Below are 20,766 nucleotides of genomic sequence, written 5' to 3'. Positions count from 1 at the left end.
GTGCGTTTTCACCGAAGTCCTTCATTTATCCAAGACCGGTCCTACAAAAACTAGTTGCAGCGGCTGATTACGCCTAAATACCAGCCGCGACAGAACCTTTGTAGCAGCTGCCGAACGCAGGCTCCGCCAGTTGCTACAGATTGCGTTACGACTTAACTGACTGGAATCAGCTCGCCCAGCAACATCCTGCGAAAGTTTGGTTACTCCGCCACAACGCTAAATCATCTGCCCACGACTACCCTTCAAAAACCCGCAGGAAGCGGTTCCCCGTCAGCTCAAGGAACGACCATGTCCCTATCCATCGTCCACAGCCGCGCCCAAGTCGGCGTGGATGCGCCCGCCGTCACCGTCGAAGTGCATCTGGCCAACGGCTTGCCGTCGCTGACCATGGTCGGGCTGCCCGAGGCGGCGGTGAAGGAAAGCAAGGATCGGGTGCGCAGCGCAATCATCAATTCGGGTCTGCAATTTCCAGCACGGCGGATCACCTTGAATCTCGCCCCTGCCGATTTGCCGAAGGATGGCGGGCGGTTCGATCTGGCGATTGCCTTGGGGATTCTGTCGGCCAGTGTGCAGGTGCCGACGTTGACGCTGGATGACGTGGAGTGCCTGGGAGAGCTGGCGCTGTCGGGCGCGGTGCGGGCGGTTCGTGGGGTGTTGCCGGCGGCGCTGGCGGCACGCAAGGCCGGGCGCACGCTGGTGGTGCCGCGAGCGAATGCCGAGGAGGCATGCCTGGCGTCGGGGTTAAAGGTGATTGCGGTGGATCATCTGCTTCAAGCGGTCGCGCATTTCAATGGTCACACGCCCATCGAACCCTACGCTTCCAACGGTTTGCTCTACGCCAGCAAACCCTACCCCGACTTGAATGAAGTTCAGGGACAACTGGCGGCCAAGCGAGCCTTGCTGATTGCAGCGGCGGGGGCTCATAACCTGCTGTTCAGCGGTCCGCCGGGGACGGGAAAAACGTTGTTGGCGAGTCGTCTGCCGGGGCTGTTACCGCCATTGGCCGAGAACGAAGCACTGGAAGTCGCGGCGATTCAATCGGTCGCCAGTTGTGTGCCGCTGAGTCATTGGCCACAGCGCCCCTTCCGACAGCCACACCACTCCGCTTCTGGCCCCGCACTGGTCGGCGGCGGCTCGAAACCGCAACCCGGCGAAATCACTCTCGCCCACCATGGCGTGCTGTTCCTCGATGAGCTTCCAGAGTTTGATCGCAAGGTATTGGAGGTATTGAGAGAGCCATTGGAGTCCGGCCACATCGTAATTTCCCGCGCCAAGGACCGCGTACGCTTCCCGGCGCGCTTTCAATTGGTGGCTGCGATGAATCCTTGCCCCTGTGGATATCTTGGCGAGCCAAGCGGCCGTTGCTCCTGTACGCCGGACATGGTGCAGCGCTATCGCAACAAGCTGTCGGGGCCACTGCTGGACCGCATCGATCTGCACCTGACGGTTGCTCGGGAGGCTACGGCGCTGAACCCAGCGTCGAAGCCCGGCGACGACACCGCGACCTCGGCCGCGCTGGTCGCCGATGCACGGGAGCGGCAACAAAAACGCCAGGGCTGCGCCAATGCTTTTCTCGATTTACCGGGCCTGCGCAAGCACTGCAAGTTATCCACAGTTGACGAAACCTGGCTGGAAACGGCGTGTGAGCGACTGACTTTGTCCCTTCGTGCGGCCCATCGACTGCTCAAGGTCTCTCGCACTCTGGCAGACCTTGAACAAGTCGATGGCATCACCCGTGAACACCTGGCCGAAGCGCTGCAATATCGGCCAACAACGCTCTAGTCCGTATCACCCCTTGGTCAGATCAACCAACGGCGTCTGCCGCACCTCAGTCTCCCGACCACCCTGAATCTCGCTCACCCGCTTCAACGACTTATCCACAGCCGCCTTATCCGCCAACAAGCTGTAGCTGATGCGGAACTGCTTCTGCTCCTTCGGCCCAATCGTCGGCACCAGGTTCAGTGGCCGCTGATACCGGCGGTTGTAGGAAAAGCTCGTTCCCGGCTCCAGCCCCGTAACATAGCCCTGGCCTTGGGTATCGGTGTTTTTCCACAGGGAGAACACCGGCAGTGTTTGAGTATTGAAGCCGACCGAGACACCCAGGCTGCCGGCCTTGTTATGCAGCACGGTCAACGTATCGCCCTTGGCATCGGCGTACGGCACCACGTTGTAAACCGTTTCGTCGTAGTCCTTGGTCGGCGCGCGGTAGGTTTGCCAGTCCGGCAGATCGCCTTTGGCTTTGTCGTTGAACGGCGACACCTGCTTCACCGGAGCGGCGAAACGGGCGCCCTGTTCCAGGAACGGGGTGCTGAAGTTGCTGTGATACAGCGCCTGATATTCCTTCGGGTAGTCGCCGTTGTTGGTCAGGGTGTCGTTGAGGGCGAACACGACGCTGCCGGGTTCGGTGACCAGTTCGGTCGCGACGGAGAAGTCGACTTTCTTGAATGCCTGCTCTTTCAGCTCGCCGCGCAGGCTGATGGCGTATGGCGGCTTTTCATCGATGTGCAGGGTGACTTTGTTGGCCGGGATGTTGGCGGCGCGACCGTGCAGGGTCAGCAGTTCGCCATTGTCCATGCCGGGATGGCCGACCCATTCGTAGCCGCAGCGGGTGACCAGCTCATTGAAACCTTCCAGCCAGCCCAGGCCACCGCGACCGTTGAGTTCGATAAAGGACGGGTTGACCACTTCCTTGACCGGCGAATCCCAGCCCATGCGCACATTGCCGACCGAAGCTTGCAGCACGTTCATACCGCGAGTCGGCACCACCGAGAGTTTCATCGTGCCGTTATCGATGTCGACGATGCTGACACCCTCCTGCCGACCGCCGTGCAAGGTGCGCAGGGTCACGGAGAAGGGTTTGGCGGTTTTTACGCCGAGTTGCTGGCTGGTGATTTGCCAGTTCTGGGCGGCCTTGTCGGTATCGAGCAGGACGTAATCCCAGGCCATGGCGTGGGAAGCAGCGGAGAGTGCGCTGAGGGCAACGAACAGTTTGAGCGGGGTCATGGCAGCAGCCTTTATTGGAGTTGTGCCATTTTTATAAACTTGAAGAAACGTTTCAGCAAGCATAAAAATCGAGATCACGACGGCAAATGCCAAATGATCGTCGATAAGGGGTTTGTGGATAACGCGGAGAATCGAGTTGATGCCATCGCGAGCCTACTCGCGATGGCGATTTGGGCAGCGCCTCAACGAAACCGGTCAACCTCATGCCGCAAGTCCGCCGCGAGCTTCTCCAGCTCTTTGGCAGTCACCGCCAGGTTCGACACCACTTCCCGCTGCTCACTGTTCGCCAGGGCGATGCTTTGCAGGTTGCTGCTGAGCAAGGTCGCGGTGCTGCTTTGTTCCTGGGTCGCGGTGGTGATGGCGGCGAACTGCTGACCGGCCGAGCGGCTTTGCTCATCGATCCGCGCCAGGGCTGAGGCGACGTTGGCGTTGCGCGACAGGCCTTCCTGCATCAGCACGTTACCCTGCTCCATGGTGCTGATCGCGTTGCCGGTTTCCTGCTGGATACTCTGGATCATCCCGGAAATTTCGTCAGTGGCCTGGCGAGTACGTGAGGCCAGGTTGCGCACCTCATCGGCCACCACCGCAAACCCACGACCTTGTTCACCGGCACGGGCGGCTTCGATGGCAGCGTTGAGCGCCAACAAATTGGTTTGCTCGGCGATCGCGGTGATCACCCCGACGATGCCGCCGATTTCCTGGGAGCGCTGACCCAAGGTGTTGATTACCGTCGCGGTGCTGTTCAGCGCACCGGCGATTTGCTCCAGGGATGAGGACGCTTCGTCCATCGACGTACGACCGATCTGGGTTTGCTGTGCATTTTCCTGCGCCAGGCGCTGGGTGTTGCCCATGTTGTCGGCAATGTTCAACGAGGTGGCGCTGAACTCTTCCACGGCGCCGGCCATGCTGGTGATCTCGCCGGACTGCTGCTCCATCCCTTCATAGGCACCACCGGACAAGCCAGACAACGCTTGGGCGCGGCTGTTGACCTCTTCCGAGGCTCTACGAATGTGCTCGACCATGGTCGACAAAGCCTGGCTCATCTGGTTGAAAGCGCGGGCCAACTGACCGATTTCGTCGTTGCTCGACACATTCAGGCGCACGCTCAAATCACCGGCGCCCAAGGCTTCGGCCTGACGCACCAGATCCCCCAGCGGCGCCAGTTTACTGCGCAACAACCAGACCGCCGAACCCACCGCCAGCAACATCGCCAACAGGCTGCCGATGGCCAGGCGAATGCCGACGCTCCAGGTCACCGCGCGGATTTCCGCTTTCGGCATGCTCGCCACCACCGACCACGGCCCGCCTTCGAACGGCACGGCAATGCTGTAGAAGTCTTGCGACTTGTCGCTCCAGAAATCGCCCTTGCCCGGCGTCTTGGCCAGACCGACGATGGCCGGGACTGCCACATCCAATGCTTGCACACCAGCGATCGGCACCAGCCATTTGTTCTGCTCATCGAGCAGCGCCAGGGAGCCAGTCTGGCCGATGCGGAAGCGCTTGAGGTTTTCGAACTGGGCGTTCTGGGCGTCGGTGTAATCGAATCCCACGAACAGCACGGCAATCACCTTACCGCCGCTGTCGCGTACGGGGGTGTACTGAGTCATGTAGGACCGTTCGAAGAGCAAGGCGCGGCCGACGTAGCTCTGCCCGGCCATCAAGCGCGCATAAGCCGGGTGAGCGTGATCCAGCAATGTGCCGATGGCCCGGGTGCCGTCCTGTTTGCTCAGGGACGTGCTGACCCGAATGAAATCTTCGCCACTGCGCACGAACAGTGTCGCGACGCCGGCGGTCATTTGCTTGAACTCATCCACTTCCTTGAAGTTGTTGTTCAACACTTCGCCACCCAGGTGCAGGCCCGGGGTCTGCACACCCGCCACGGTCACCGGCTCATCCGGGTGCACGCTCAAACCGGCGCTGAAGCGCTTCTCGAACAGGCCGCTGAGGCGCTGGGTACTTTCACGCAACGTGCCGTGGAACGTGCTCAGCTGATCGGCCAGTAGCCGTGCCTCGCTGGCCAGGTGCTCTTCGCGGGTGGCGAGGTTGGCGGCGTCCAGCGAGCGCAGGGCAAACACGGTGCTGCCGCTGATGACAATCGCCAGTATCACGGCAAGCGCAAGACCCAGCTGTGAGGCAATCCGAGCACGAGGTTGAGACATGACAGCTCCTGACCCAGTGGGCCGGATCATCCTGATCCCGTCGCACTCGGCAAAATTTCTGATAATGGGGAAAACGTGGAGCCTGGTACGAAGGTTCCATCAGCAGATTTTCGGCGGCAAAGCCGAATACTTGAGTGATTAACGGGGATATGGCTCAAGGCCGCCATTGCAGCGGCTCCATCGATTCAGCCCAGGCGCTCGACATCCGGTAATTCCATGGCCCGGACTTCGCCTTGCAGGAAATCGCTGAGCCTACGCAAACGTTCACCTCCCGGGCGGGTTTTCGGCCAGACCAGGTAATAATTCTCACCACTGGCGACGGCTGTTGGCCACGGCAAACTCAGACGTCCCTGCGCGACATCCTCCGCGACCATCAGCAAATCGCCCATGGACACGCCGTAGCCGCGGGCGGCAGCGATCATGCCCAGCTCCAGGGTATCGAACACCTGCCCGCCCTTGAGCGAGACCTGATCGCTCAGGCCCATACGCTCCAACCAGTTACGCCAGTCCCGGCGGTCCGGCGTCGGGTGCAGCAGTTCGGTGCTGGCCAGGCGCGCAACGTCCCACGGTTGATCCTGCAGAAGATTCGGCGCGCCCACCGGAATCAACTCTTCGGGGAACAGCAACGTCGTCTCCCAGTCCGGTGGAAAATGCCCGTTGCTGAGGATGACGGCGCAGTCAAAGGGTTCGTGGTTGAAGTCCACCGTATCGACGTCCATCCAGGCACTGGTCAATTGCACCTCGTTCCCCGGTCGCAGGTGGCGAAAACGGCTGAGCCGCGCCAACAGCCAGCGCATGGTCAGGGTCGACGGGGCTTTCATGCGCAGGATGTCGTCTTCGGCGCGCAAGGTGTTGCAGGCCCGTTCAAGGGCGGTGAAGCCTTCGCGAATGCCCGGCAGGATCAGCCGCGCCGACTCGGTCAGTTGCAGGTTGCGCCCGCTGCGATGAAACAGCCGACAGGCGAAATGCTCTTCGAGCGTACGAATGTGCCGACTGACCGCACTTTGTGTGATCGACAACTCTTCGGCGGCGCGGGTAAACGAGCTATGCCGCGCCGCCGCTTCGAATGCTCGAAGGGCATACAAGGGAGGAAGACGACGAGACATTGGGAAAGCTCCTATAGCGCGGTTGCCTCAACTTATCAGAAAGTCCTGAGCATGAGTTTTAATCATGCCACCCATCCTTTTTATCCCTTTGTGGAAACCCCGCAGAGCGCCGAGAATCGACGCTTCCTGTTCTCTCTGACAATCGAGCGTGATGATCATGCAGCATCCAGCGCGTATTGAACTCTGGGCCATCCTGCGGCTGGCGGGGCCGTTGATTGCCTCGCAGTTGGCGCACATGTTGATGGTCCTCACCGACACCTTGATGATGGCGCGCCTGAGTCCCGAGGCGCTGGCCGGCGGCGGTCTGGGCGCGGCGACGTATTCGTTCGTGTCGATCTTCTGCATCGGCGTGATCGCGGCAGTCGGCACCCTGGTGGCGATCCGTCACGGCGCGGGCGACATCATCGGCGCAGCGCGGCTGACCCAGGCCGGTTTGTGGCTGGCCTGGTTGATGGCGCTGGTGGCGGGTCTTCTGCTGTGGAACCTCAAACCGGTGTTGCTGCTGTTCGGCCAGACCGCAACCAACGTCCAGGCCGCCGGCCAGTTTCTGTTGATCCTGCCGTTCGCCCTGCCCGGCTACCTGAGTTTCATGGCACTGCGCGGCTTCACCAGCGCCATCGGCCGGGCGACGCCGGTGATGGTCATCAGCCTCGGCGGCACCGTGGCCAACTTCCTGCTCAACTACGCGTTGATCACCGGCATGTTCGGCCTGCCGAAAATGGGCCTGATGGGCATCGGTCTGGTCACAGCGATCGTGGCCAACCTCATGGCGCTGGCGCTCGCGCTGCACATTCGTCGGCACCCGGCCTATGACGCTTATCCGTTGCGCCAGGGCCTGTCGCGGCCCAATCGTCAGTACTTGAAGGAGTTGTGGCGCCTGGGCCTGCCGATTGGCGGCACCTATGCGGTGGAAGTCGGCCTGTTTGCCTTCGCCGCGCTGTGCATGGGCACCATGGGCAGTACGCAACTGGCGGCGCACCAGATCGCCCTGCAAATAGTCTCGGTGGCGTTCATGGTGCCGGCGGGGCTTTCCTACGCGATCACCATGCGCATCGGCCAGCATTACGGCGCCGGGCAATTGCTGGATGCGCGGCTAGCCGGACGGGTCGGCATCGCCTTCGGGGCGGTGTCGATGCTGGGGTTTGCGATGGTCTTCTGGCTACTGCCGAATCAGTTGATCGGCTTGTTCCTCGACCACAACGACCCGGCCTTTCGCCCGGTCATCGAACTGGCCGTGAGCCTGCTGGCGGTGGCGGCGTGGTTCGAGCTGTTCGACGGCACGCAAACCATTGCCATGGGCTGCATTCGCGGACTCAAGGATGCCAAGACCACGTTCCTGGTGGGTTTGGGCTGTTATTGGCTGATAGGTGCGCCGGCCGCCTGGTGGATGGCCTTCCATCTGAACTGGGGGCCGACGGGCGTCTGGTGGGGGTTGGCGCTGGGGCTGGCGTGTTCGGCGGTGAGCCTGACGCTGGCGTTTGAGTGGAAGATGACGCGGATGATTCGGCGCGAGCCGGCGCCGCAGAATAGTTTCACGGCCGCCCAGCCAGACTGAGATCCCCTATAGGAGCGAGCCTGTGTGGCGAGGGAGCTTGCTCCCGCTGGGTCGCGAAGCGGACCAAAAAGCTTTGCGACTGCTTCGCAGCCGAGCGGGAGCAAGCTCCCTCGCCACAAAAGCACCCCACAGTTGTTTGTGGTCAGCTCACGACTTCCAGCGCTGGCTGCTGGCTGGAACCGAAGGTCAAATACTCAACCAATTCCGCCAACGGCAACGGCTTGCTGATCAGATACCCCTGCACCTGATCGCAACCAAACCCGCGCAACAAATCCAGCTGCTCGGGTGTTTCCACACCTTCGGCAACCACTTCGAGGTTGAGGTTGTGCGCCAGGTTGATCATGGCGTGCACCAGTTTGCGATTCTCTTCCCGCTCTTCCATGCCGCCGACAAAGCTCTTGTCGACCTTCAACAAGGCGATCGGCAGGCTGTTCAGGTGCACGAATGATGAGAACCCGGTGCCGAAATCGTCCAGCGAGAAGCGCACACCGAGTCGCCCGAGGGCGTCCATGGTCTGCTTGACCAGGTCACTGCGACGCATCACCGCGGTTTCGGTCAGTTCGAATTCCAGCCATTGCGCCTCGACGCCACGCTCGGCAATCAGCCGGCTCAGGGTCGACAGTAACTGGCTGTCCTGAAACTGCCGGAACGACAGGTTGATCGCCATGTGCAGCGCCGGCAGACCCCGCTCACGCAACGCCTGCATGTCCCGCAGGGCTCGGGAAATCACCCAGTAACCCAGCGGCACGATCAAGCCGCTTTGCTCGGCCAGTGGCACGAATTCGCTGGGGGGCAGCAAGCCGCGTTCGCCATGACGCCAGCGCACCAAGGCTTCGAGGCCGACGATCTGGCCGTCCGCAAGGTTCAGGCGTGGCTGGTAATGCAACTCCAGCTCATCGCGACGTAAGGCCCGACGCAGCTCGCTTTCAAGGTCGGCGATGCTGCGGGCATTGCGATTGATCCGCTCGTTGAAGATGTGGAAGGTGCAGCCTTGAGTACTCTTGGCCTGCTGCATGGCGATGTGCGCATGCCACATCAGCGGGTCGGCGCCGGCCTGCGCCCGGGCGTGAGCAATGCCGAGACTGGAGCCGATCAACAGGCTTTCGCCGTCGATCCAGTAGGGCTCGGACAGGGCTTCGGTAATCCGTTCGGCCATCCATTCAGCGCGCTGAGGCGCGCGGCGGGTGTCGATCAGCAGGGCGAACTCATCGCTACCCAGCCGCGCCAGTTGATCGCCGGCCTCCAGCTGGCTTTTCAGCCGCGAGACCACTTGCAGAATCAACCGGTCGCCGGCCTGATGGCCGAGGGCGTCGTTGGCGTGTCGAAAGTTGTCGAGGTCAAGGTGACCGAGGGCCAGGCCGCGGCCGTCGTTGTCCGCCAGACGCGCCGCCAGCAAGGTCTGGAAACCCTGACGGTTGGCGATGCCAGTCAGCGGATCCTGCTCGGCCAGGCGCTGCAAGGTGTTTTCCAGCACCCCGCGCTCACGCACATGACGCAGACAGCGGCGCAACATGCCGGAATCCAGCAGATTGCGCACCAGCCAGTCGCTCACACCGTCGGGCGGCGCCAGCGGCTCGTGTTCGAGCAGCAACACCGTCGGCAGGCTGCAACGGCCGGGTGCCGGCTGCAGAGCAGGAATCGTCAACAACACCGCGCTGCGGTTGTCATCGAACAGGTTGCTGACCGACTCCCAGCTCGGCGCGCTGAGCAGCACTGCCGAACTCCCCATTGGAGCCAGACACTCGCGCAACAACGCTGCCCACGCCGGCTCTTGGGCCAGTAGCAGCAAACGCAAGGGTTCGACAGGCGTAGACAAGCTAGCTCCCTAGACTCTGCAAAGATGTAGGCGGCGCGCATTATGCCGCTCGGGTAACCAATGACCCAATATCATCGGTTATCAAACACGACTTCGAGTCTTGAATACGTACATTAGACGCGAATTCATTGCGCATCCTGCGTGAAAGTATCAAAACCGGCAAATAGAGATCGCGTGTTGCGTCACAAGTCGGAGAGAGCAGCACAATTCTCTGAGCCTGTTAAAATGCCGGCCCATTTCGCTAACGACTCCCTGATTTCGTATGTCCCGACTCAATCCCCGGCAGCAAGAAGCCGTGAGCTACGTCGGCGGCCCTCTTTTGGTGCTCGCCGGCGCAGGCTCCGGCAAGACCAGCGTGATCACCCGCAAAATTGCGCATCTGATCCAGAGCTGCGGCATCCGTGCCCAGTACATCGTCGCCATGACCTTTACCAACAAGGCCGCGCGGGAGATGAAGGAACGGGTCGGCACGCTGCTCAAGGGCGGTGAAGGCCGCGGCCTGACGGTGTGCACCTTTCACAACCTGGGCCTGAACATCATCCGCAAGGAACATGTGCGGCTGGGCTATAAACCGGGCTTCTCGATCTTCGACGAGACCGACGTCAAAGCCCTGATGACCGACATCATGCAGAAGGAATACTCGGGCGACGACGGCGTCGACGAGATCAAGAACATGATCGGCGCCTGGAAAAACGACCTGATCCTGCCGCCCGAAGCCCTGGAAAACGCACGCAACCCCAAGGAACAGACCGCCGCCATCGTCTACACCCACTACCAGCGCACGCTCAAGGCGTTCAACGCGGTGGACTTCGACGACCTGATCCTGCTGCCGGTAAAACTGTTCCAGGAACACGACGACATCCTGGAAAAATGGCAGAACAAGGTCCGCTACCTGCTGGTGGACGAATACCAGGACACCAACGCCAGCCAGTATTTGCTGGTGAAACTGCTGATCGGCAAACGCAACCAGTTCACCGTGGTAGGCGACGACGACCAGTCGATCTACGCCTGGCGCGGCGCCCGCCCGGAAAACCTGATGCTGCTCAAGGACGATTACCCGTCCCTGAAAGTGGTGATGCTGGAGCAGAACTACCGCTCCACCAGCCGCATCCTGCGCTGCGCCAACGTGCTGATTTCGAACAACCCGCACGAATTCGAAAAGCAGCTGTGGAGTGAAATGGGTCACGGCGACGAGATCCGCGTGATCCGCTGCCGCAACGAAGACGCCGAAGCCGAGCGCGTGGCCGTGGAAATCCTCAGCCTGCACTTGCGCACCGACCGGCCCTACAGCGATTTCGCGATTCTGTATCGCGGCAACTACCAGGCCAAGCTGATCGAGCTGAAGCTGCAACATCACCAAGTGCCTTACCGACTGTCCGGGGGCAACAGCTTTTTCGGACGCCAGGAAGTGAAGGACCTGATGGCCTACTTCCGCCTGATCGTGAACCCGGACGACGACAACGCCTTCCTGCGGGTGATCAACGTCCCACGCCGGGAGATCGGTTCGACCACCCTGGAGAAGCTGGGCAACTACGCCACCGAGCGAAAAATCTCGATGTACGCCGCCACCGACGAAATCGGCCTGGGCGAACACCTGGACAGCCGCTTCACCGATCGCCTGTCGCGCTTCAAGCGTTTCATGGACAAGGTCCGCGAGCAGTGCGCCGGCGAAGACCCGATCTCTGCCCTGCGCAGCATGGTCATGGACATCGACTACGAGAACTGGCTGCGCACCAACAGCTCCAGTGACAAGGCCGCCGATTACCGCATGGGTAACGTCTGGTTCCTGATCGAGGCGCTGAAGAACACGCTGGAAAAAGACGAAGACGGCGAGATGACCGTCGAAGACGCCATCGGCAAACTCGTGCTGCGCGACATGCTGGAGCGTCAGCAGGAAGAGGAAGACGGCGCCGAAGGTGTGCAGATGATGACCTTGCACGCCTCCAAGGGCCTGGAATTCCCTTACGTGTTCATCATGGGCATGGAAGAGGAAATCCTCCCGCATCGCTCCAGCATCGAAGCCGACACCATCGAAGAGGAACGCCGCCTGGCCTACGTCGGGATTACCCGAGCGCGTCAGACACTGGCTTTCACCTTCGCCGCCAAGCGTAAGCAATATGGCGAGATCATCGACTGCGCGCCCAGCCGCTTCCTCGATGAACTGCCGCCGGACGACCTGGCCTGGGAAGGCAACGACGACACCCCGACCGAAGTCAAAGCCGTTCGTGGCAACAGCGCATTGGCAGATATACGCGCAATGCTAAAGCGCTAGAATTGACCACATTTATTTAGACCTTCGGCGCAACAGACGCCAACAGAGGACAGCTTCATGGAAGCACTGCACAAGAAAATTCGCGAAGAAGGCATCGTGCTTTCCGACCAGGTCCTGAAAGTCGACGCCTTTCTGAACCACCAGATCGACCCGGCCCTGATGAAGCTGATCGGCGACGAATTCGCCTCGCTGTTCAAGGATTCGGGCATCACCAAGATCGTCACCATCGAAGCCTCGGGTATCGCCCCGGCGATCATGACCGGCCTGAACCTCGGCGTACCGGTGATTTTCGCGCGCAAGCATCAGTCCCTGACCCTGACTGAAAACCTGCTGTCGGCGACTGTTTACTCGTTCACCAAGCAAACCGAAAGCACCGTGGCGATCTCCCCTCGCCACCTGACCAGCAGCGACCGCGTGCTGATCATCGACGACTTCCTGGCCAACGGTAAGGCTTCGCAAGCGCTGATCTCGATCATCAAACAGGCCGGCGCGACCGTGGCCGGTCTGGGCATCGTGATCGAGAAATCGTTCCAGGGTGGCCGGGCGGAGCTGGATGCCCAGGGTTATCGCGTGGAATCGTTGGCTCGGGTGCAATCGCTGAAGGATGGCGTTGTAACCTTCATCGAATAAAGCCACTACACCGAAAAACCAATGTGGGAGCGAGCAGGCTCGCCCCACTTCGGTTTCAAGCCTTTGACAGGTCCATTCTGTAACCCGCCCCAGGCGTTCCTTCATGCATCGCCGCCTGAATGTCCGCATACAAAGCGTTCGCCTCAGCGGTAGTGATTGATCGCGAACAATCACGCAGCACCACGCGTAAAAGCACATTCTCCTGACCCGGCAGCAGCCCGAGCCTTTCAATTGCCTGCGCGGGTAAATCCGAGAACTCCCACCTTCCCTTGACTTGCATCTCCTCGATCCAGTCAGAGCAGTCGCCGGCCGCCTGCAACATTCTTTCGGTCAACACTTCTTCGCTCAGCCCCGGCGTTACCGCCAACGAAATATCACGAGCAATCGACGGCAAACGAGATACCGCCGTCCATGGATTCAGATCATGCATCTGCGCCTGCACTCGCACGTTCTGATCACGCAGCAAGCGAATATCCGGAATGCCTTTTCGCAACATCGTCAGGCGATCCAGACCCATCCCGAGTGCCAGCCCTCCATGATGCAGCGGGTCAATGTTCAAACGCTCCAACAAAGACCTCGCAATACGACCGCACTCCAGCACCTCAACCGGAGCCCCATCATTCAACACATTCACTTCGATTCCTCCCTCCGTGTAGTGATGCGGACTATCGCTGTAGACCCAAGACTTATCAGGAACGGCGGACGTAAGGATATCGCCGACCAAACGCAACAGATGTTCGTGCGTTGCCAGTTCCGGATCACCCAGCACCCAAATATCCATTTGATGCGGTTCCGCGCAATGCCAACGATCCCGACTATCACGACGGAAAGTTATACCTGGAGCTGCCAGCAATATCGTCTGTCCCGACTGCCGCACCTGAGCCGCTCGCTGAAGCGCTACCGGAATCTGACTGGTGGTTTGTGTTCGCAACAACGAGTACTCATCGACCCAACGGGTGTGTTCACTCCCGAGCGTAACCTCCGCCGGGTCATAACCGAGCAAACCGTAATTTTCTTCAGCAGACACAATCCGCGGCCCGGTTTGTAGTTGCGCTTGGGGCCAACCTTTTTCAGAGAGTCCCTGGAGGATTTCATTTAGCAGCAATCGAACAGCGTGATCGGGATCGTTTGTTTCGGTTAGATCAACCAGCAACAGGGCTTGTTTAAGTGCAGCGTCCGTAACAGTTTTCCTTGAAGACGTGTCCATGCTCTTTCTCTCGACAATGGGTCCTTGCCGACAAGGTACACAGCTGTTGGGGTGTATCGCCGTAGAGCAGGGAAAATCAGAAGGGGCTGACAGCACAGTCTTACTCTGCAGACGTGCAAATTTAGAAAGAATTTATGTGTAGGTATTGGTTCGCTCGAGACGGGACTGTCCCTCGCGGGCAAGTCGAATCGTTGCACCGCCGCCCCCACAGGTTTTTGTGGCGGCTATTACTGCGCGGTGGCCTTCAGGCCGGTGAGCAGCAACCGCTGAAACAAATCCTCTTTCAATCCTTCGGGTTTCGTCAGCTGCATGCGCTCCAGATGCTCGGAAAACTCCGCCGGCTCCGGCGCATCCAGCGCCGCCTTGCCCAATTCCAGAATCTCCGTGAGCTTGAACTTGCTCTTCAACCAGTTCAGCGCCCGCAATAAATCCCGCTCCTGCGCCGTGAAATCGCAGCCCAACGGATATTCCGGAAACAGATTCGAATGCCGAGCCTGAATGGCCTGTAAACGCTGCGGGCTGTTGTCGGCGAAACGCGGATCGAGGCGGAAATGCTTCGGCAATTTGCCAGCGTTCTGCGCCTGTTCGATCAGCCCCGGCTGGAAGCGTGAGTCGCAGATGTTCAGCAACGCCTCGATCACCGCCGCATCGGTCTTGCCTCGCAGATCGGCGATGCCGTACTCGGTGACGACGATGTCGCGCAGATGCCGCGGGATTGTGCAGTGGCCGTATTCCCAGACGATGTTCGAACTGACCTCACCGCCCGACTCACGCCAACTGCGCAGGAGCAGGATCGAACGCGCGCCTTCCAGTGCATGACCCTGGGCCACGAAGTTGTATTGCCCGCCAACGCCGCTGAGTACCCGCCCGTCTTCGAGCTGATCGGCCACGCCGGCGCCGAGCAGGGTCATGGTGAACACAGTGTTGATGAAGCGCGCATCAAGGCGCTGCAAGCGTTTGAGTTCTTCCTGACCGTAGAGCTCGTTGATGTAACTGATGCGGGTCATGTTGAATTCGAGCCGCTTGCTCTGCGGCAACTCGCGCAAGCGCTCGTAGAAACTGCGCGGGCCGAGAAAAAACCCGCCATGTACCGAGATGCCATCGGTTTGCGCGGCTTCGTTCAACGTGCCGGCGTTGGCCTGCTGCTGGGTCGACACATCCGGGTAGACCTTGCGTCGCACTATCCCGGCGTCGGCCAACACCAGCAAGCCGTTGACGAACATTTCGCTGCAACCATAAAGGCCCTTGGCGAACGGTTCAATGCCCCCTTCGCGCTCGATCAGCTGCGTCCACTGGCTGAGATTCAGATCCGCCAGCAACGCCTTGTAACCGTCACTGTCCGCCTGCCGCGCCAGTAACGCCGCCGTCAGGGCATCGCCCATGGCGCCGATGCCGATCTGCAAGGTGCCACCATCGCGCACCAGCGTGCTGGCGTGCAGCCCGATGAAATGATCCTGGCAACCCACCGGCATGTTCGGTGTGGAGAACAACGTGGTGTTGTCCTTCGCGTCGAGCAGCAGGTCGAAGGTGTCGATGCCGACTTCCGCGTCACCGGGCATGTACGGCAAGTCGTTGTGCACCTGGCCCACCATCAGGATCGTCTCCCCCGCCGCCCGGCGCTTGGCGATCATCGGCAACAGGTCGAGGGTGATGTCCGGGTTGCAGCTCAGGCTCAGGCGATCGGGATGTTCGCTGTGGCTGGCGACCAGTTGCGCCACCAGGTTCAATCCGGCGGCGTTGATGTCCCGCGCGGCGTGGCTGTAATTGCTACTGACGTAATCCTGCTGGGCCGGGGCGCTGTTCAACAGGCTGCCCGGCTGCATGAAGAACTGATGAATGCGGATGTTGTTCGGCAGACTGTCGCGACGCAGGTCAGCGAGGAAATCCAGTTCGGGGTAATCGCCGAACACCCGCTCGATAAAGGGTTCGAGGAAGCGCTTTTGCAAACCATCGCCCAAGGGCGGGCGTCCAAGGCACAGGGCGGTGTAGACCGTCAGCTGCCGCTCGGGCAGTTGCGCGATGCGTTGATACAGCGCGTTGACGAAGGGGTTAGGTTTGCCCAGCCCCAGCGGCAGGCCCATGTGGATATGCGCCGGCAATCGTGCCAGGACATCATCGACCGCCTGCTCGATAGAACACAACTGCACCATCTGATCCTCCCGCCCACCCCATGAATTGGGTTGGACCGAGCTTGCCGGGTCTTTGCTGCAAAGAATAGCCTCAGGCAAATCGCAGGCACAAAAAAGCCGCTCGCAAGCGGCTTTTCGTTGAAAACAGGCTTATTTCAGGCCAGACATCTTCTGGATGGCGCCTTCAAGGTCTTTCAGTTCGCAGTCACTGCAGGTGCCTTTTGGCGGCATCGCATTGAGCCCGCTCAACGCTACCTTCGCCAAGCCAGCAGCGGTGCCGCCTTCTTTATCGGCACGTTTTTTCCAGTCTGCGGCATCACCGATCTTGGGTGCGCCCAACAGGCCGGTGCCATGGCAAGCATTGCAGTGTTTGGCAATAATTTCGTCAGGAGTTTTCGACGCACCGCCGCCAACCGAAGCAGCGACTTCCATCCCCTTGCATTCTTTACCCTGCACACAGACTTGGCCGACGGGTTCAAGACGTTTAGCGATATCGTCGTTGGTCGCAGCTTGTGCGCTGACTGCCCAAAGGGCCAATACGGTTGCTGGTGCGGCCAGCATTTTCATAATTAGGTTCACGCGTACACCCTCAATGGTGGCTAGTCACGCCTGCGGCCACGGTTCGCAGGCGGGCGCAAGTATAGCGGTAAGCCCGCCACACTGAAACAACCCCAAAGTCGAAGGGGTCTTATCACAAGGCGGGAATACAGCATGGGCGTCTGTGCAATCCGGGCACGACGCCGTGTCTCTTAGAAATTCGCTGGAGTGGCTGCGCTGATTAGTCGCGCCGGGGCATCGAACGGATTCCGGAAACGGTGCGGCTTGGTACTTTCAAAGTAGTAGCTGTCGCCGGCCTCGAGCACAAATGTTTCGAGCCCTACCACCAGTTCCAGCCGACCTTCCACCAGAATCCCGGTTTCCTCGCCCTCGTGGGTGAGCATCTCCTCACCGGTGTCGGCGCCTGGCGGGTAGATTTCGTTGAGGAACGCGATCGCGCGGCTCGGGTGAGCACGGCCGACGAGCTTCATGGTCACTGCGCCATCGGAAATATCGATCAGCTCGTGGGCCTTGTAGACGATCTGAGTCGGCTTTTCCTGCAGGATTTCTTCGGAAAAGAACTCGACCATGGACATGGGAATCCCGCCCAGTACCTTCCTCAGCGAACTGATCGAGGGGCTGACGCTGTTCTTCTCGATCATCGATATGGTGCTGTTGGTAACACCCGCGCGTTTGGCGAGCTCACGCTGGGAAAGACCTTTGAGCTTACGGATCGATTGCAGTCGTTCACCGACGTCCAATGCTGGAGCCTCCAGGGATTCAGGTTGCAAGAATATTGAGCGTTATCATGGCGACAGCGTTCAGTATTTACAACACTTGCGCCTGAATCCAGCCTGGCGAAGCGACTTTCGGTCGGGAGCGCTGTTCGTCAGGCCCCGGAATAGAGCAGCGGAACCCGACGCAGGTTGCAGAAGATCTGATAAGGAATCGTGTCGGCGGCCGTCGCGACGTCACTGGCGAGGATATTTTTGCCCCACAACTCGACGGGCGAACCGAGGCCGGCTTGCGGTACGTCGGTCAGGTCGACGCAGAGCATGTCCATCGATACCCGCCCCAGTAATTGACTGCGCTGCCCGGCCACCAGCACCGGCGTGCCGCTCGGAGCCTGGCGCGGATAACCGTCGGCATACCCCATCGCCACCACACCCACACGCATCGGTTTGGGGGTGATGAATTTCGCGCCGTAACCAATCGGCTCGCCGGCCGGCAGTTCACGCACGCAAATCACTTTCGATTCCAGGGTCATCACCGGTTGCAGTCGGGACGCCACGGCATTGGCCTCTTCGAACGGCGTCGCGCCGTAGAGCATGATGCCCGGGCGCACCCAATCGCTCGGAATATGCGGCCAACCAAGCACCGCCGGCGAGTTACGCAGGCTGATTTCGGCCGCCAACCCCTTACGCGCCGCTTCGAATACCGCGACCTGATCGACGCTGGCCTGGCAGTGCAGTTCATCGGCGCGGGCGAAGTGACTCATCAACACGATCTTCGCCACTTTGCCGCTGGCCAGCAGCCGTTGATAGGCTGCCTGGTAATCCGCTGGATGCAGGCCAACCCGATGCATGCCGGAGTCGAGCTTGAGCCACACCGTGATCGGTTTGCTCAGCGTGGCTTTTTCGATGGCTTCGAGTTGCCACAACGAATGCACCACACACCAGAAGTCATGCTCGACGATCAGCGCCAACTCATCGGCTTCGAAAAAACCTTCCAGCAGCAACACCGGCGCACGAATACCGGCGGCGCGCAGCTCCAGGGCCTCTTCGATACACGCCACGGCAAACCCGTCCGCCTCGGCTTCCAGCGCCTGGGCGCAACGCACCGCGCCATGGCCATAGGCATCTGCCTTGATCACCGCGAGGGCACGGGCACCCGTGACTTCACGGGCAATCCGGTAGTTGTGACGCAGGGCTTGAAGGTCGATCAGGGCACGGGCAGGACGCATGGCGGCAGACTTCTAGTCGGTCATTGGGAAAAAAACCGGCGCTGGCTGACAGCGTGAACCACCAACAGCGCCGGGAGAGGGATCTTTGTGACTTGATTTATGGCAAAGCGTTTATGGCAGCGCGGCAACGACCGACAGCTCGACCAGGATTTGCGGTTCGCACAGCTTCGATTCGACCGTGGCACGGGCCGGCGCGACGCCTTTTGGCAGCCACTGGTCCCACACCGAATTCATGCCTGCGAAGTGCGCGTCGATGTCTTTCAGGTAAATGGTCACCGACAGCAGACGGTTCTTGTCCGTCCCGGCCAGATCCAGCAAACGCTCGATATTGGCGAGGGCTTCACGGGTCTGCTGTTCAATCCCGGCGCTCATGTCGTCGCCGACCTGCCCTGCCAGATACACGGTACCGTTATGGACAACGATCTGGCTCATGCGCTCATTGGTGAGCTGGCGCTGGATTGACATGTTTTGCAGGCTCCTTAAGTTTGTTGCCATAACGGGAAATATCGAGGCCTTCGGCGCTGATCTGCGGCGTTCTCTTGGCCATCAGGTCAGCCAGCAAACGACCGGAACCACAAGCCATGGTCCAGCCGAGCGTACCGTGGCCCGTGTTCAAGAACAGGTTTTTGAACGGTGTGGCACCGACAATCGGCGTGCCGTCCGGAGTGGTCGGACGCAGGCCAGTCCAGAAACTCGCTTCGGGCAGACTGCCGCCCTGAGGATAAAGGTCGTTGACGATCATCTCCAGGGTTTCGCGCCGACGCGGGTTCAACGACAGGTCAAAACCGGCGATTTCCGCCATGCCGCCAACACGGATGCGGTTGTCGAAACGGGTGATCGCGACCTTGTAGGTCTCATCGAGAATGGTCGACGTCGGGGCCATCGCCGGGTTAGTGATCGGCACGGTCAGCGAGTAACCCTTGAGTGGGTACACCGGGGCCTTGATGCCCAGCGGCTTGAGCAACTGCGGCGAGTAACTGCCGAGGGCCAGCACGTAACGGTCGGCGGTTTCCAGCTTGCCGTCGATCCACACACCGTTGATGCGATCACCGGCGAAGTCGAGGCGCTGGATGTCCTGGCCGAAACGGAACTCCACACCCAGTTTCACGGCCATTTCGGCCAGGCGGGTGGTGAATATCTGGCAGTCGCCGGTCTGGTCGTTCGGCAGGCGCAAGGCACCGGCGAGGATGTCGGTGACGCTGGCCAGGGCCGGTTCGACCCGGGCAATGCCGGCGCGGTCGAGCAGTTCGAACGGCACACCCGACTCTTTCAGCACGGCGATGTCTTTGGCGGCGCCATCGAGCTGCGCCTGGGTGCGGAACAGCTGGGTAGTACCGAGGCTACGGCCTTCGTAGGCAATGCCGGTTTCGGCGCGCAATTCGTCGAGGCAGTCGCGGCTGTACTCGGACAGACGCACCATGCGCTCCTTGTTCACCGCGTAACGGCTGGCGGTGCAGTTGCGCAGCATCTGCGCCATCCACAGGTATTGGTCGATGTCGGCGGTGGCCTTAATCGCCAATGGCGCATGGCGCTGCAACAGCCACTTGATGGCTTTGAGCGGCACGCCCGGTGCGGCCCACGGCGAGGCATAACCCGGCGAAACCTGCCCGGCGTTGGCGAAACTGGTTTCCATGGCCGGCGCTGGCTGACGGTCCACAACCGTCACTTCAAAGCCGGCTCGTGCCAGATAATAGGCACTGGCGGTACCGATGACGCCGCTACCCAAGACCAGAACGCGCATTTTCATATCCCTCATCGCGGCGTACCGCTGACGTTTATTGTGCAGACCGAAGATGTGGGCAGTTTAAAAAAGATTAGCCAGTGCTTTTCACTATATAAGTGCTTATATTTGGCGACAATTCTCGGCAAAAACCCTTTTCACGGAGGCGCATCCCCTATGCGGACCAACACTCAGACCAAACGTGAGCTGGACAAGATCGACCGCAACATCCTGCGGATTCTGCAAGCGGACGGGCGTATCTCCTTCACCGAACTGGGGGAAAAGGTCGGCCTCTCCACCACCCCCTGCACTGAACGGGTACGGCGCCTGGAGCGCGAAGGGATCATCATGGGCTACAACGCCCGGCTGAATCCGCAGCACCTGAAGGGTAGTCTGTTGGTGTTCGTCGAGATCAGTCTCGACTACAAATCCGGCGATACTTTCGAAGAGTTCCGACGTGCGGTGCTGAAACTGCCCCACGTCCTTGAATGCCATTTGGTGTCAGGGGACTTCGATTACCTGGTGAAAGCGCGGATTTCCGAGATGGCCTCGTACCGCAAATTGCTGGGCGACATCCTGCTCAAGCTGCCGCATGTGCGCGAATCCAAGAGCTATATCGTGATGGAAGAAGTGAAAGAGAGTTTGAGTCTGCCGATTCCGGATTGAGCC

At 60.3% G+C, this 20,766-nt stretch carries 16 protein-coding genes; 5 read left to right on the top strand and 11 right to left on the bottom strand.

Annotation, left to right across the window (positions count from 1 at the left end; genetic code table 11):
- Positions 1-288: 288 nt before the first annotated feature.
- A complete protein-coding gene (locus tag ACCC96_RS10010; protein WP_413695712.1) occupies positions 289-1,782 on the top strand; it encodes a YifB family Mg chelatase-like AAA ATPase in 1,494 nt (497 codons plus the stop codon).
- 6 nt (positions 1,783-1,788) lie between these two features.
- Here the strand turns inward: ACCC96_RS10010 and ACCC96_RS10005 are convergent, their stop codons facing one another.
- The 3 genes from ACCC96_RS10005 to ACCC96_RS09995 form a co-directional block, all read right to left on the bottom strand.
- The gene (locus tag ACCC96_RS10005; RefSeq protein ID WP_413695711.1) at positions 1,789-3,003 is read right to left on the bottom strand and encodes an aldose 1-epimerase family protein; all 1,215 of its coding nucleotides are present in this window, start codon (positions 3,001-3,003) and stop codon (positions 1,789-1,791) included.
- 182 nt (positions 3,004-3,185) lie between these two features.
- Entirely contained in the window at positions 3,186-5,162 is a 1,977-nt protein-coding gene (locus tag ACCC96_RS10000) for a methyl-accepting chemotaxis protein (RefSeq protein WP_086944353.1), read from the bottom strand.
- A gap of 185 nt (positions 5,163-5,347) precedes the next feature.
- Positions 5,348-6,268 (bottom strand): LysR substrate-binding domain-containing protein, encoded by a 921-nt coding sequence (locus ACCC96_RS09995; RefSeq protein ID WP_413695710.1) that lies wholly within the window; start codon positions 6,266-6,268, stop codon positions 5,348-5,350.
- A gap of 157 nt (positions 6,269-6,425) precedes the next feature.
- On the opposite strand from ACCC96_RS09995, the gene ACCC96_RS09990 reads away from it, so the two are divergent.
- Positions 6,426-7,823: a NorM family multidrug efflux MATE transporter gene (locus tag ACCC96_RS09990; protein ID WP_413695709.1), complete on the top strand. Its 1,398-nt coding sequence runs from the start codon at positions 6,426-6,428 to the stop codon at positions 7,821-7,823.
- A 142-nt stretch (positions 7,824-7,965) separates the two neighbouring features.
- On the opposite strand, the gene ACCC96_RS09985 is transcribed toward ACCC96_RS09990, so the two are convergent.
- Entirely contained in the window at positions 7,966-9,639 is a 1,674-nt protein-coding gene (locus ACCC96_RS09985; RefSeq protein ID WP_413695708.1) for a putative bifunctional diguanylate cyclase/phosphodiesterase, read from the bottom strand.
- 262 nt (positions 9,640-9,901) lie between these two features.
- Here ACCC96_RS09985 and rep point away from each other — a divergent pair, with 262 nt between their 5' ends.
- Positions 9,902-11,911 (top strand): DNA helicase Rep, encoded by a 2,010-nt coding sequence (rep, locus tag ACCC96_RS09980; protein ID WP_018927510.1) that lies wholly within the window; start codon positions 9,902-9,904, stop codon positions 11,909-11,911.
- Positions 11,912-11,968: 57 nt separating this feature from the next.
- Positions 11,969-12,541, top strand: a complete 573-nt coding sequence (locus ACCC96_RS09975) for a xanthine phosphoribosyltransferase (protein WP_018927509.1) — start codon at positions 11,969-11,971, stop codon at positions 12,539-12,541.
- Between the two features lie 55 nt (positions 12,542-12,596).
- On the opposite strand, the gene ACCC96_RS09970 is transcribed toward ACCC96_RS09975, so the two are convergent.
- From ACCC96_RS09970 to dadA, 7 genes are all read right to left on the bottom strand, one after another.
- A complete protein-coding gene (locus ACCC96_RS09970) occupies positions 12,597-13,748 on the bottom strand; it encodes a hypothetical protein (protein ID WP_413695707.1) in 1,152 nt (383 codons plus the stop codon).
- A 227-nt stretch (positions 13,749-13,975) separates the two neighbouring features.
- Positions 13,976-15,898, bottom strand: a complete 1,923-nt coding sequence (locus tag ACCC96_RS09965) for an acetyl-CoA hydrolase/transferase C-terminal domain-containing protein (RefSeq protein WP_413695706.1) — start codon at positions 15,896-15,898, stop codon at positions 13,976-13,978.
- Positions 15,899-16,027: 129 nt separating this feature from the next.
- A complete protein-coding gene (locus ACCC96_RS09960) occupies positions 16,028-16,456 on the bottom strand; it encodes a c-type cytochrome (RefSeq protein WP_081625748.1) in 429 nt (142 codons plus the stop codon).
- A 170-nt stretch (positions 16,457-16,626) separates the two neighbouring features.
- The gene (locus ACCC96_RS09955) at positions 16,627-17,175 is read right to left on the bottom strand and encodes a cupin domain-containing protein (RefSeq protein ID WP_018927504.1); all 549 of its coding nucleotides are present in this window, start codon (positions 17,173-17,175) and stop codon (positions 16,627-16,629) included.
- Between the two features lie 128 nt (positions 17,176-17,303).
- Positions 17,304-18,377, bottom strand: a complete 1,074-nt coding sequence (alr, locus tag ACCC96_RS09950) for an alanine racemase (protein WP_413695705.1) — start codon at positions 18,375-18,377, stop codon at positions 17,304-17,306.
- 111 nt (positions 18,378-18,488) lie between these two features.
- On the bottom strand, positions 18,489-18,842 hold the full coding sequence (locus ACCC96_RS09945) for a RidA family protein (RefSeq protein WP_018927502.1): 354 nt from the start codon (positions 18,840-18,842) through the stop codon (positions 18,489-18,491).
- The gene (dadA, locus tag ACCC96_RS09940) at positions 18,814-20,118 is read right to left on the bottom strand and encodes a D-amino acid dehydrogenase (RefSeq protein WP_413695704.1); all 1,305 of its coding nucleotides are present in this window, start codon (positions 20,116-20,118) and stop codon (positions 18,814-18,816) included. Before dadA ends, ACCC96_RS09945 begins: the two co-directional genes overlap by 29 nt.
- Before the next feature lie 156 nt (positions 20,119-20,274).
- Between dadA and ACCC96_RS09935 the strand changes: the two genes are divergently transcribed.
- Positions 20,275-20,763 (top strand): Lrp/AsnC ligand binding domain-containing protein, encoded by a 489-nt coding sequence (locus tag ACCC96_RS09935; protein WP_003177284.1) that lies wholly within the window; start codon positions 20,275-20,277, stop codon positions 20,761-20,763.
- Positions 20,764-20,766: the final 3 nt, after the last annotated feature.

This window comes from Pseudomonas sp. Pseusp11, from assembly GCF_047304405.1.
Classification (GTDB): Bacteria; Pseudomonadota; Gammaproteobacteria; order Pseudomonadales; family Pseudomonadaceae; genus Aquipseudomonas.
This window is presented reverse-complemented; position numbering and strand designations above follow the sequence as displayed.